The organism is Streptomyces longispororuber, from assembly GCF_014656095.1.
Taxonomy (GTDB): domain Bacteria; phylum Actinomycetota; class Actinomycetes; order Streptomycetales; family Streptomycetaceae; genus Streptomyces; species Streptomyces longispororuber.
Genome location: NZ_BNBT01000118.1, coordinates 15,933 through 28,094 on the forward strand (window position 1 = coordinate 15,933; position 12,162 = coordinate 28,094).

At 71.6% G+C, this 12,162-nt stretch carries 10 protein-coding genes and 1 pseudogene; 3 read left to right on the top strand and 8 right to left on the bottom strand.

Going from position 1 to position 12,162, the window contains the following annotated elements; translation table 11 throughout:
* Positions 1 to 32 precede the first annotated feature (32 nt).
* Positions 33 to 2,972: a UPF0182 family membrane protein gene (locus tag IE330_RS28155; RefSeq protein ID WP_190138969.1), complete on the bottom strand. Its 2,940-nt coding sequence runs from the start codon at positions 2,970 to 2,972 to the stop codon at positions 33 to 35.
* 148 nt (positions 2,973 to 3,120) lie between these two features.
* Between IE330_RS28155 and IE330_RS28160 the strand changes: the two genes are divergently transcribed.
* Positions 3,121 to 3,678 carry a PPA1309 family protein gene (locus IE330_RS28160; protein WP_268257354.1) on the top strand — a complete coding sequence of 186 codons (558 nt, stop codon included), beginning with the start codon at positions 3,121 to 3,123 and terminating at the stop codon, positions 3,676 to 3,678.
* A gap of 147 nt (positions 3,679 to 3,825) precedes the next feature.
* Here IE330_RS28160 and IE330_RS28165 read toward each other — a convergent pair whose 3' ends face one another.
* From IE330_RS28165 to IE330_RS28180, 4 genes are all read right to left on the bottom strand, one after another.
* Positions 3,826 to 4,914, bottom strand: coding sequence for a YlbL family protein (locus IE330_RS28165; protein ID WP_190138960.1), 1,089 nt, complete (start codon positions 4,912 to 4,914; stop codon positions 3,826 to 3,828).
* A 177-nt stretch (positions 4,915 to 5,091) separates the two neighbouring features.
* Positions 5,092 to 5,271, bottom strand: a complete 180-nt coding sequence (locus IE330_RS28170; RefSeq protein WP_190138961.1) for a hypothetical protein — start codon at positions 5,269 to 5,271, stop codon at positions 5,092 to 5,094.
* 129 nt (positions 5,272 to 5,400) lie between these two features.
* Entirely contained in the window at positions 5,401 to 5,862 is a 462-nt protein-coding gene (locus tag IE330_RS28175) for a molybdenum cofactor biosynthesis protein MoaE (protein ID WP_190138962.1), read from the bottom strand.
* 223 nt (positions 5,863 to 6,085) lie between these two features.
* Positions 6,086 to 7,198 (bottom strand): SDR family oxidoreductase, encoded by a 1,113-nt coding sequence (locus tag IE330_RS28180; RefSeq protein ID WP_190138963.1) that lies wholly within the window; start codon positions 7,196 to 7,198, stop codon positions 6,086 to 6,088.
* 190 nt (positions 7,199 to 7,388) lie between these two features.
* Between IE330_RS28180 and IE330_RS28185 the strand changes: the two genes are divergently transcribed.
* Positions 7,389 to 8,876, top strand: a complete 1,488-nt coding sequence (locus tag IE330_RS28185) for a zinc-dependent metalloprotease (RefSeq protein ID WP_190138964.1) — start codon at positions 7,389 to 7,391, stop codon at positions 8,874 to 8,876.
* On the top strand, positions 8,873 to 9,403 hold the full coding sequence (locus IE330_RS28190; RefSeq protein ID WP_190138965.1) for an NUDIX hydrolase: 531 nt from the start codon (positions 8,873 to 8,875) through the stop codon (positions 9,401 to 9,403). The genes IE330_RS28185 and IE330_RS28190 overlap by 4 nt, the downstream gene beginning before the upstream one ends.
* Before the next feature lie 125 nt (positions 9,404 to 9,528).
* On the opposite strand, the gene IE330_RS28195 is transcribed toward IE330_RS28190, so the two are convergent.
* The 3 genes and pseudogenes from IE330_RS28195 to IE330_RS28205 all read right to left on the bottom strand — a co-directional run.
* Positions 9,529 to 10,284, bottom strand: coding sequence for an AIM24 family protein (locus IE330_RS28195; protein WP_190138966.1), 756 nt, complete (start codon positions 10,282 to 10,284; stop codon positions 9,529 to 9,531).
* Between the two features lie 16 nt (positions 10,285 to 10,300).
* The gene (locus tag IE330_RS28200) at positions 10,301 to 10,984 is read right to left on the bottom strand and encodes an AIM24 family protein (RefSeq protein WP_190138967.1); all 684 of its coding nucleotides are present in this window, start codon (positions 10,982 to 10,984) and stop codon (positions 10,301 to 10,303) included.
* An 11-nt stretch (positions 10,985 to 10,995) separates the two neighbouring features.
* Positions 10,996 to 12,114 (bottom strand): annotated as a pseudogene (locus IE330_RS28205) (AIM24 family protein); the annotation flags it as partial.
* Between the last annotated feature and the right edge of the window lie 48 nt (positions 12,115 to 12,162).

Below are 12,162 nucleotides of genomic sequence, written 5' to 3' on the forward strand. Positions count from 1 at the left end.
CCGCCCGCCGTCGGCCCCCGCGCGGCCGGCGGTCAGCCGCCGCCGTCGCCGCCCTGGTCGTTCCCGTCGGGCTTTTGCGGCTTCCCGTCCTTCTCCGACGGCTTGGACTGGGCTTCCTCCGCGCGCTCCAGGGCGTCCTGGAGCTTCTCCTGGGCCTTGCCGTAGGCCTCCCAGTCGTCGTTCTTGAGGGCTTCCTTGCCTTCGTCGATCGCCTTCTGCGCGTCGTCGATGGCCTCTTGGAGGTCGGGGTTGTCCGAGGCCGGCGGCTTGTCCTTGTCGGGCTTCTCCTTGTCGCCGTCGCCCGGTTCGTCCGGTGGCTCGACGGGCGTGTCGCCCTGGGTCCGGAAGAGCTTGTCGAGCGCCTGTCCCAGGCTGTCCGCGAAGACGTTCTCCGAGCCGTAGGAGACGGCCACCTTCTTGAGCTGTGGGTAGGGCGACTTACGTCCTTGGACGTACATGGGCTCGACGTACAGGAACCCGTTCTTCAAGGGCACCGTCATCAGATTGCCGTAGAGCACGTCGGACGCCGCGCCCTTCATGTCCCTGATGAAGTTGCCCACTTCGGGCAGCGAGACCAGTTTGTTCTGGACCTGCTCGGGTCCGTAGGGGTCGCCCTTGTTGACTCTCAGCAGCGTGAACTTGCCGTAGTCCTTGCTGCTCGCGTCCGCGTCCACCGCGAGGAAGGCGCTGAGGTTGGGCCGCTTGCTGGGTGTGAACGTCGTCGTCAGGGAGAACTGCTGCTGGTCCTGCCCCGGCGTCTTCATCGACAGGTAGTACGGCGGGACCGCGCTGTTCTGCTGCTTGGCCGGGTCGTTCGGCACCTGCCAGGCGTCACTGCCGTTGTAGAACGGGCCCGGATCGGTGACGTGGTACTTCGTCAGGAGCTGCCGCTGCACCTTGAACAGGTCCTGCGGGTAGCGCAGGTGGTCCATCAGGTCCCGCGGGATGTCGCCCCGGTCCTTGACGGTGCCCGGGAAGGCCTTCTTCCACGTCTTCAGGACGGGGTCCTTCTCGTCCCACGTGTACAGCTTCACCGTGCCGTCGTACGCGTCGACGGTGGCCTTCACCGAGTTGCGGATGTAGTTGACGCGGTTCTGCTGGGCGATCACCGCGCGCTGGCTGTCCTTGTCCGACAGCGAGTCGGCCGTGGTGTCACCGAGCGTCGTCCACGACGAGTACGGGTAGTTGTTGACCGTCGTGTAGGCGTCGACGACCCACTGGACGCGCCCGCCGACGACCGTCGGGTACGCGTCGCCGTCGATGGTCAGCCAGGGCGCGACGGCCTCGACGCGCTCCTTGGGGGTGCGGTTGTACAGCAGCCGCGAGCCGTCGCCGATCGCGCCCGAGTACAGGATCTGCGGCTCGCTCAACGTGATCGCGTACGCCGCCCTGTTGACCGGGTTGGACAGGTCGACGCCGCTCCTGCCCTCGTAGCTGTACGTCTCCTGGCGGCCGGACTGCTCGTAGTCGAGCTCCTTCTGCGGCCCGCCGACGATCGCGTACGACTTGGTCTTCTCGCCGTAGTAGATCCGCTGCTCGTAGTCCCCGAGCGAGCCGTTGGTGGGCAGGCCCCGCTCGGTGAACGCGGGCTCGCCCTTGGAGCCCTTGCCCGTCTCCGTGCCCTTGGCGGCGACCGCGCCGTAGCCGTGGGTGTAGACGAAGTGGTCGTTGATCCAGTTGCGCTTGTCGAGCTTGTCGAGGTTCAGCTCGCGCAGGCCGATGACGGTGTCCTGGCCCTTGTACCGGTCGACGTCCAGCGTCATCGGGAACTGGTAGTACTCGCGCTTCTGCTCGAGCTGCTGGAAGGTCGGCGAGACGATGTTCGGGTCGTTCAGGCGGTAGCTGGCCGCGGCGTCGGCGGCGTCACGCTTCTGCTGGGCGTTCTCGGAGACCGTGCCGGTGCCGTCGTAGCTCTCCGGCTTCACGTCCTTGATGCCGTAGGCCTCCCGGGTCGCCTTGATGTTCTTGGCGATGTACGGGGCTTCCTTGGCCTGCTCGTTCGGCTGGACCTGGAACTTCTGGACGATGGCCGGGTACAGCCCGCCGATCAGGATGGCGGAGAGCACCATCAGGCCGAAGCCGATGACGGGGAGCTGCCAGGTCCGCCGCCACAGCGTGGCGAAGAACAGCAGCGCGCAGATGACGGCGATGCAGAACAGGATCGTCTTCGCCGGCAGATAGGCGTTGGCGTCGACGTACCGCAGACCCGTCCAGTTGTCCGTCGCCTTGAAGTCGCTCGACTTCACCGCGAGGCCGTACCGGTCGAGCCAGTACGCGACGGCCTTCAGCGCCACGAAGACGCCGATGAGCACCGACAGGTGGCCCGTCGCCGCGGCCGTGGCCCGCCCGCCGGGGCTGGTGATGCGCAGCCCGCCGTACAGGTAGTGCGTCAGCGCGGCGGCGATCACCGACAGGACCGTGGCCGCGAAGCCGAAGCCGAGCAGGAAGCGGTACCAGGGCAGGTCGAAGGCGAAGAACGCCACGTCCAGGTGGAACTGGGGGTCCTTCTGGCCGAAGGACACGCCGTTGACCCACATCAGCCAGGTGCGCCACTGGCCCGCGGCGGAGGCGCCCGCGATGAGGCCGACCAGCGCCGTGACGCCGATGAGGATCCACTTCTTGTACGGCGCGATCGCCATGCGGTAGCGGTCGAGGCTCTGCTGCTCCATCGACATGGCGCTCAGCGGCGGGCGCAGCCGGTGGGCCAGCCAGATGTTCACCCCGACCGCGGCCGCCATCAGCAGTCCGAAGACGAAGAACAGGCCGATCTTGGTCCATAGGGTCGTCGTGAAGACCGATGAGTAGTGGACCGAGCGGTACCACAGCCAGTCCGTCCAGAACCCCGCGAACATGACGAACGCCATGGCCAGCACGGCCAGGACGCCCAGCGTCATGAGCAGGGTCCGGACGCGACGGGACGGTCGGCCCACTCTGATCCGTGGCCCCGTCGGGCCTCCGCCGCGGTCCGGCATCTGGAAAGCCAAGGTGCGCACCTCGAAGTTCGCTGTAGCTGTAGCTGTGGCTGGAACAGGCCCCCGCGATCGTAGAGCCCACCTATGCAACTTACCGATGCTTTACTCAGTTCCCGTTCCGGGGTCTGAACCAGGCAGGATATTGGGCATGCCCAACGTTTCCCCCTCCGGCCCTCCGATGGCCGCGAGCCCCCTCACCCGCGCCGTGCTCGAAATCGACGACTATGTCGGGACGCTCGGCTGGGACCAGCCCGCACGGCTCTTCGCCCTCGTCGACACCGCGCGCCTGCGCAGCCAGGAGCCGGGCCTGGCCGACCGCCTGGGCCTCGCCGACGACGGCTCCGCGGCTCCCCTGACCCCCATTGAGCAGGAGGAGCTGCCCGCCGGGGCGGCGCTCGACGAGTTCCTCGGCACCATCGCCTGGCCCGACTCCGTGGCGGGCTGCGCCCTCACGGTGGAGCGCCTGATGCTGCCGCCGTCCGCGGAGGCGTCCGTTCCGCAGGACCTGAGCGAGAAGGACCTCGCGGCGTGGGTGGCCCGGCACCCCGAGCGCCAGGAGGTGCGCATGACGGTCGCGGTGCTGCGTGACGGCGCGCGCGAGTCGGCCCTGCGGCTGCGCGAGAAGGACTCGCCGACGGAGGTCCTGACCGGCTCGGACCTGGTGCCGGGTCTGGCCGAGGCGCTGTCGGCGACGTTCGCGGAGTAGCCGACAGCGACCGTGAGTAATTCTGCGTAACCGGGGGCTACCGCTTCCAGGACGTGCGCGTGGCCGGGGCCGGTGTCGACCGCCCCGGCCACGGGCGTTTCCGCGGCTTGCTGCCGCTGCCCCGCCCCCCGGGGGGCGATACCGGTGTCAGCCGCAGGTCGGCAGGCCGGCCGTGTCGCCCTTGCGGATCTTGTTGAGGGACTTCACGGCGTCGCCGATGGTGTCCACCTTGACCAGGGTGAGGCCGTCGGGGACGTCGCTCGCGGCGGCGGCGCAGTTGGCCTTGGGTGTCAGGAAGTACTCCGCGCCCTTGTCGCGCGCGCCCACGGTCTTCATCTCGATGCCGCCGATCGGGCCGACCGTGCCGTCCTCCTCGATGGTGCCGGTGCCCGCCACGAACTTCCCGCCGGTGAGGTCGCCCGGCGTGAGCTTGTCGACGATGCCGAGGGCGAACATCAGGCCCGCGCTGGGACCGCCCACGTCGGCGAGCTTGATGTCGATGGTGAAGGGGAAGGTGTGGTCGGTCCCGGCCTGGATGCCGACGACCGCCCTCTTGCGCCCCTCGTCGTCGGACGTGCCGGTCTTGATCGTGACGTCCTCGGCCCGCGTCGGCTCCTTGCCCGCCTTCTCGGCGGCGGCGGCCTCCTTGACCGGCACGACGGTGAACGTGACGTCCTCACCGGGCTCGTGCCGGGTGACGAGCTTCGCGACGTCGGTGGTCTTCCTCACCGCCCTGCCGTCCACGCTCCTGATCACGTCGCCCGCGTGCAGCCGGCCCTCGGCGGGGCTGTCCTTGAAGACGGTGCCGACGACCACCTGGGACTTCACCGGGATGTCCAGTTGCCGCAGGGCGGCGACCTTCGCGCTCCCCTGGGACTGGCTGAACTCCTCGGCGTTCTCCCGGGACGACTCCTGCTCGGTCTTGCCGTCCGGGTAGAGCGTCTCGTGCGGCACGACGATGTTGTCGTGCGCGAGCCAGCCGTAGACGGCCTCCGCGAGGTTCATCTTGTAGTCGGCGCTGGTGACGCGGACGGTCGTCATGTTCAGGTGGCCGCTCGTCGGGTACGTCTTGCGGCCCGAGATCTGCAGCACCGGCTCGCCGTCGTGGTCGCCCAGGGTGTTCACCGTCGGTCCCGGGGACATCTCCGAGTACGGCACTGTGATGAGCACTCCGGCGCAGAGCAACGCGATCAGCATCAACGTGGAGGCGAGCATCGTGGCGGTACGGCGTGGCATGGAACGACAGTACGGGACAGTCCTGTGAGGGCACCCCCGGGGCCGGTCCGTACGGGATCCGCACGGGCGGGGCCGGGGCACACCGCACGGGCAGGGCCAGGGCGCACCTGGCTGTCCGCCGAGGACGCACGCGGCGCTGTCGCCCGGCGGTCCCCACAGGGCGCGGGGACCGCGGTGTCAGACGGCGTCGGTGCGTGAGTGCGTCTTCTCCATCGCCTTGCGGAACGCCGCGTAGCCGTTCAGCTCACTGATGTCGCCGGTCTTCCCGCTCTCGCGGTTGCGGTGGGCCAGAAGCGCCCACAGTCCGGCACCGACAGCCGCCAGAAGCGGAATAAGCAACCAGGCAAGCGATGCCATGCCGACCTCCCGACCCCATTGCGCGACCACAACTGACTGATCAGCAGACTAACCCGCCGCTCCGACAACGCTCACGCCAGGGGCTCGGTTACGCAACCGGAAGTCCGGTTCCGGTCGGTCGGGCACCGCCTAGGCGCCGACCCACTCCTCCTGGCCGTCGGAGAACGTCTGGTGCTTCCAGATGGGCACCTCGTGCTTGAGGTCGTCGATCAGCTTCCGGCAGGCCGCGAAGGCCTCCGCCCGGTGCGGGCAGGACACGGCGACGACCACCGCGAGGTCGCCGACGGCCAGGTCGCCGACGCGGTGCACGGCCGCCAGGGCGCGTACGGGGAACTCGGCGACGACCTTCTCCGCCACCCGCCGCAGCTCCGCCTCGGCGGAGGGGTGGCTGGAGTACGACAGCGCGGCCACGTCCGCGCCTCTGTCGTGGTCCCGTACGGTCCCGACGAACAGCGCGGTGCCGCCGGCGGCGTCGTCCGCCACGGCCCGGAAGACCTCGTCGAGCGACAGCGGCGCATCCCGGACGGCCAGCAGCCGGATCGGCTCCTCGGCGGCCAGCTCACCCGGGTGGTCAATCGGAGTACGTGCCATGCGGCCATGGTGCCCCACGCCACCGACACCGCGGAATCCCCGTTTCGCCCGGCACGCGCGCGTGCCGTTTGGAGATCCCTACGGCGGCCGTCTCCACCGGGGCCGTACGCCCCCCGCCGCGCGTGGCGGGGCCGCCCGGGGACGGAACGGGCCTGCCACCGCGCCACGGTGCCCCAGGCCGCTCCCAGGGCCCTTGGGCCGTCCCGGGCGCGGCCTGCGGGCCTCAGAGGCGCCGGCGTGCCTTCCGGGCACGCCGTACGAGGGCGGCCGTGCCGAGCAGGGCCACGGTCGCTCCCGCCGCGCCGGCGGCCGTGGCGTCCTTGCGGCCCAGGCGCCGCCCGGCGACCGTGCGCCGGCCAGTGACCTCCTCCAGGAGCTCCGCGAGGACCTCCTCGTTGGTCCACCGCGGCCGCCAGCCCGCGTCGTGCAGCCGGCTGCCGCTGACGACCCAGGGGTACATCGTGTAGGCCAGGTCCCCGGCCGGGGAGGGCGTGAGGCCGATGCGGTGCAGCCGGGCGGCCGCCCCGAGCGCGACGGCCGACGGCAGCTCCATGCGCCGGATGCCGCTGAGCTCCTCGACCTCCTCCTGCTCCAGCCACCCGTCGCACCCGACGGCCAGCTCCCCCTCGACCTTCTCCAGGACGGCATACTCCAGGGCGCTGCACAGGTCGTCGACGTGGCAGAACTGCCACGCGGGCCGCGACCCGGCCACCACCAGGAGCCGCGGCGACTCGAAGTAGCGGGTCAGCGCGGTGTCGGTGCCGCCGACGAGGACGGCGGGGCGGACGACGGTGACGTTCAGGCCGGGGTGGGCCCGGGGCGCCCGCCGGGCGAGCCGCTCGATCTCCAGGAGGTCGCCGACGCCGGTCGCCTCGGCGGTGGCCCGCAGCTCAGCGTCCTCGGCCAGGGGCAGCTCGTTGTCGGCGAGGGCCCCGTAGACCATGGCCGAGGTGCACAGCACCACCCTGTGCACACCGGCGGCGGCCGCCGCCGTCAGGACGGTCTGCGTGCCCCGCACGTTGTACGCCGTACGGGCCGCTCCGTCGGTCTCCAGGTCGAGGTCGAGCGCGAGGTGCACGACGACGTCCACGCCGCGCAGCTTCTCGGCGATCGCGGGGTCCCGGACGTCCAGGACGTGCCACTGGGCCGCCGCGCACTCACCGCGCCGCTCGTCGATCGCCACGACCTGCTTGATCTCGTCGGACGCGGCCAGGCGCTCGGTCAGGAGCGCCCCCATGCCCGCGGCGGCGCCGGTGACGGCGACGACGGGCCCGCGCACGGGTGCCGGGGTCGAGGGGTTTCGCGCTGCGCGAACCTGCGGATCTGGGGAACTCACCGGGCGTCTCCAGCGGTTGTCTTCAGTACGTACGCGCGTGACGCGTACGTACCAGGTGGCATCCATCCTGCCGCAGCGCCCCCGACGGCGAAGCACCGAGGCCCCATCCCGTCGCGGTGTCTACGCTGGGTGGTGTTGTGGGCAGCCGCCGCCGGATCCCTTCCGGTGGCCTTACGAGCCGAGGAATCCCGTGAGTGACACCCCATTCGGATTCGGCCTTCCGCCGGAGGAGCCGGAGAACGGCGACGAGGGCAAGAAGAAGGACACCCCCGGAGGGGGACAGGGTTCCGGTGGCCCTGGGAACCCGTTCGGCTTCGGGCTGCCCGGCGGCCCGGGCGGCGGGGACAATCCGTTCGCCGCGATGTTCGGCTCCATGAACCCCGGTGACCTGGGTGCGGCCTTCCAGCAGCTCGGCCAGATGCTGTCGTACGAGGGCGGCCCGGTGAACTGGGACATGGCCAAGGACATCGCGCGTCAGACCGTCTCCCAGGGCACGGCGGACGGCACGAAGGACGCCAGCGTCGGCCCCGGCGAGCGGACCGCCGTCGAGGAGGCCGTGCGCCTGGCCGACCTGTGGCTGGACGACGCCACCTCGCTGCCCTCGGGCGCGGGCTCGGCCGTTGCCTGGAGCCGCGCCGAGTGGGTCGAGGCGACCCTGCCGGCGTGGCGGGAGCTGGTCGACCCGGTCGCCGAGCGCGTCGGCGTGGCGATGGGCGACGTGCTGCCCGAGGAGATGCAGGCCATGGCGGGCCCGCTGATCGGCATGATGCGCTCCATGGGCGGCGCCATGTTCGGCCAGCAGATCGGCCAGGCCGTGGGCGTCCTCGCGGGCGAGGTCGTCGGTTCCACGGACATCGGCCTGCCGCTGGGCCCGGCCGGCAAGGCGGCCCTGCTGCCGGTGAACGTGGCGGCGTTCGGCAAGGACCTCAGCGTCCCCATGGACGAGGTGCGGCTGTACCTGGCCCTGCGGGAGGCCGCCCACCAGCGGCTCTTCGCCCACGTGCCGTGGCTGCGCTCGCACCTGTTCGGCGCCGTGGAGGGCTACGCGCGCGGCATCAAGGTCGACACCACGAAGCTGGAGGACGTGGTCGGCCAGTTCGACCCGCAGAACCCGGAGCAGTTGCAGGAAGCCCTCCAGCAGGGCATGTTCCAGCCCGAGGACACCGCGGAGCAGAAGGCCGCCCTGGCCCGCCTGGAGACGGCGCTCGCGCTCGTGGAGGGCTGGGTGGACGCGGTCGTGCACGCGGCGGCCAAGCCCCGCCTGTCGTCGGCCGACGCGCTGCGGGAGACGCTGCGCCGCCGCCGCGCCACCGGCGGCCCGGCCGAGCAGACGTTCGCGACGCTCATCGGCCTGGAGCTGCGTCCGCGCCGGCTGCGGGACGCCTCGCGCCTGTGGGCCTCGCTCACGGACGCGCGCGGCGTCGACGGCCGTGACGGCCTGTGGGCGCACCCGGACATGCTGCCGACGGCCTCCGACCTGGACGACCCGGACGGCTTCGTGCACCGCGAGCAGCTCGACTTCTCCGAGCTGGACAAGATGCTCGGGGATGCCGCGGGCGGCGGCGAGCCGGGCGGTCCTGACCTCACGAAGGGCGACGCCTCCACGGCGGACGGCCCCACCGGGGGCGGCTCCAGCGGGGACGGCTCCGCCGAGGGCAAGGACGACGAGGGCAAGTGAGCCTGCGCGACGACGCGGTGCTGGTGCTGAAGGCGTACGAGCACCAGGAAGACCTGCGGCAGTACTACCTGGACCACCTGTCGGCCCACCCCGAGGACGGCATGTGGAAGGCCTGCACCGACGGGCACGTGACGGCCAGCGCGCTGGTCGTGGACCCGGCGCGCGGGCGGGTGCTGCTGACGCTGCACAAGAAGCTCGGGATGTGGCTCCAGATGGGCGGCCACTGCGAGCCGGGCGACCGCACCCTGGCGGACGCGGCGCTGCGCGAGGCCACCGAGGAGTCCGGCGTGCGGGGCCTCACGCTGCTGCCGGGCGGCCCGGTGCGCCTGGACCGGCACCCGATCCCGGGCCCGTGCACCCAGCACCTTGACGTGCAGTACGCGGCCGTGGCCCCGCCCGACGCGGTGGAGGCCATCAGTGACGAGTCCCTCGATCTGCGCTGGTTCGCGTACGACGAGGTGGCGGGCGTGGCCGACACGTCCGTCGTCCGGCTGGTGGAGGCCACGCGGGAGCGCCTGCCCGTGTGACGGCCTCCCGGCTGGGAGCGCGCGTCCAGGGAGGCACGTGCGTCCAGGGGCGTATGGGTAAGGGGCGGTCGCCTGGGCGACCGCCCCTTACCCATACGGGTGGGACATGCGGGTGGGTGGTGGGTTCAGCTCCAGACGTTGCCCTGGTTCTGCCCGCGTGCGCCTTGCTGGCCCATGCCGAACTGGGCGCGGGCGCCCTGGCCGATGACGGCGTTCTGCGGCGGCAGCAGTTCGCTCGGCTGGACGAGCGCGTAGCCCTGTCCCATAAAGCTGAGCTCCCAGCCCTCGCCGGTGTTGCCACGGCGGCGCCACACGCCCGAGGAGTGCGTCTGGGCCTGCATCTGCACCCGCAGCCCGCTGGACCAGGCGACGATCGCGTCGGCGTCGGCGTTGACGTACCGGTCGGGGGTGACCTGGAGCATCAGCGGCTCCCCGGAGGTCATCAGGGCGACCTTGCCGCGCCCGGTGATGTTGAGCTGGTACTTGCCGGAGCCGGAGATGCCGTACTGGCTGTCCACGGCGATGACCTGGTGGGACAGCGAGGAGTCCAGGGCGAGGACGTACGCGCTGTCCACGGTCAGGCCGTCCTGGTCGACGTCCACGACGTGGATGTACTGGGCGAGGTTCGCGAAGTAGACGGTGCCCTGGCCGTGGCAGCGCATCAGGTCCAGGCCCTCGCCGGTGTGCGCCCGGGCGCGCTGCTGGCCGCCCGTCTGGAACTCGGCGTCGAACTCGACGAGCCCCTGGTAGGCGACCATCGACCCCTTGCGGGCGAGTACGTCGTCGTGGCCGGCCAGGGCGACGCGCAGGAGCTGCGGGTTCTGGACGGTGTAGCGCTCCTGGGTCTGCTGCTCGGAGTGCGCGAAAAGCGAGCTCTGCATGGTGTCCTGCTCCCCCTCAGCTCCGGATCCGGAGGCGGTCGGTGCTGTCCTCACTGGGCTGTACGACGACGATGCCCTCGCCGGAGAAGCCCATCTGGTAGGCCTCGCCGCTGCCGCGCCCGATGAGGGAGCCGGCCTTGAAGCTGCGCTTGCCCTTGACCTTCAGGTTCGGTGACCAGGCGATGAGGGCGTCGGGGTCGACGTACGTCTCGTCCTCGCCGCGGCCGCAGTCGACGACGATCGGCGTGCCGCGCGAGGTCAGCGCCACCCAGCCCTGCCCGGAGACCTTGATGTTCCACAGGCCCTGGCCGGCGAACTTCGCGAGGCCCTTGACCCGCTCGACGCCCCACTGGAGGTGCGCGTCGAAGGCGAGGAGGTTGGTGCCGTTCACCGAGAGCGCGTCGCCCGCCAGGTTGATGACGACGACGTCCGCCCCGTAGTCGGCCAGGTACAGCAGGCCGTCCCCGGAGCACTTCATCAGGGGCGCGCCCTCGCCGGTGATCCAGTCGCGGGCGATCTGGCGGACGGCGGGCGGGTTCGGCTCGTACTGCACGAACCCTTCGTAGGCGACCATCGACCCCACGCGCGCGAAGAGGTCGTTCCCGGTCTGCAGGGCGACCTTGACCATGTGGTGGCCGTGGTTCTCCATGCGGGCGGCGACGGGTGCGGGGGCGAAGCCCGCGAGCTGCTGCTGGTTCATGACGGGCTCCCTCAGACCTCGTACGGCTGGACGACGACGAACGTGCCGGGCGCGCCCCGGAACTGGAGGTTGACGCTCTCCCCCGTGGACCCGGCGGAGGCGTTGGCGCGCAGCCGGACCTGGCTGGACACGATGGCCTGGGCGGCGGCCGACCACGCGACTACGGCGTGGCAGTCGGCGAAGGTGGTCGGGGTGACCGGCAGCACGACGGGCGTGCCGTGCGTCTTGACGACGACGGTGCCGGTCCCCTGGAACTGCATCACGAACAGCGCGCCCCCGGGGATGCCGTGCCCTTCGATGCGGCGCACCTCGTGCTGGAGGGACTCGTCGAAGGCGAGGACGTTCTCCGCGGAGACGCAGAGCGCGTCGCCCTGGAGCTCGACGGGGTGCAGATGCGTGCCCTGCTCGGCGAGGAACACCTGGCCGCGGCCGGTACAGCGCATGAGCTGCATCTCCTGGCCGGTGGCGTTGCCCACCACCCGGCCGGCGAAGCCCGCGCCCTTGTAGCTGAACTCGACCTTGCCCTGGTAGAGCACCATGCTGCCCTGGCGGGCCAGGACGGGCTGGCCGCCGACGTTCAGGTCGATGCGGACCAGCTTCTCGTTCTGCTGCGTCCAGCGCTGTCCGGTGCCCGCCTCGCGGTATTTCTGCAGCGCGGCGGCCACACCGGCGCCCTGGGGGGCCTGCGGGACCTGCGGAACCTGCGGGGCCGCTTGCGGTACGCCGGGGCCCTGCGGGGCGAACGGGGGCGGGGCCTGGCCGGGGACCGGAGCCTGGGGCTGGCCGTAGCCGGGCGGCGGGGGCGCCGTGGGCTGGCCGTAGCCCGGGGGTAGCGGTGCCGACGGCTGCTGGTCGTACCCCGGGGGCGGCGGCGCGGTGGGCTGGCCGTAGCCGGGCGGCGGGGGCGCCGTGGGCTGGCCGTAGCCCTGCGGCGGCACCTGGCCGAACTGCTGCGGCTGCGGCTGACCCGGCTGCCCGTGCCCGTGCTGCGGCGCCGGGGGCTGGGGCTGGGGCGGCACGGGACCGCCCGGCTGGCCCAGGGGCGCCACGATGGTCTGCGCGGCGTGCACCGACGGGTCGGCGGGTGCGGGAGCGGGGGGCGCCGGCGTGTGCTGGGCCGGGGCGGGCGCGCCGGGGCACGATGAGAGTCACCAGCAGACGGACGACGACGGGGGTCC

Bases quoted from the DNA above. Each gene is read 5' to 3' on its own strand.
- IE330_RS28155 (WP_190138969.1), bottom strand. From the start codon at position 2,972: ATGCCGGACCGCGGCGGAGGCCCGACGGGGCCACGGATCAGAGTGGGC.
- IE330_RS28160 (WP_268257354.1), top strand. From the start codon at position 3,121: ATGCCCAACGTTTCCCCCTCCGGCCCTCCGATGGCCGCGAGCCCCCTC.
- IE330_RS28165 (WP_190138960.1), bottom strand. From the start codon at position 4,914: ATGCCACGCCGTACCGCCACGATGCTCGCCTCCACGTTGATGCTGATC.
- IE330_RS28170 (WP_190138961.1), bottom strand. From the start codon at position 5,271: ATGGCATCGCTTGCCTGGTTGCTTATTCCGCTTCTGGCGGCTGTCGGT.
- IE330_RS28175 (WP_190138962.1), bottom strand. From the start codon at position 5,862: ATGGCACGTACTCCGATTGACCACCCGGGTGAGCTGGCCGCCGAGGAG.
- IE330_RS28195 (WP_190138966.1), bottom strand. From the start codon at position 10,284: ATGCAGAGCTCGCTTTTCGCGCACTCCGAGCAGCAGACCCAGGAGCGC.
- IE330_RS28200 (WP_190138967.1), bottom strand. From the start codon at position 10,984: ATGAACCAGCAGCAGCTCGCGGGCTTCGCCCCCGCACCCGTCGCCGCC.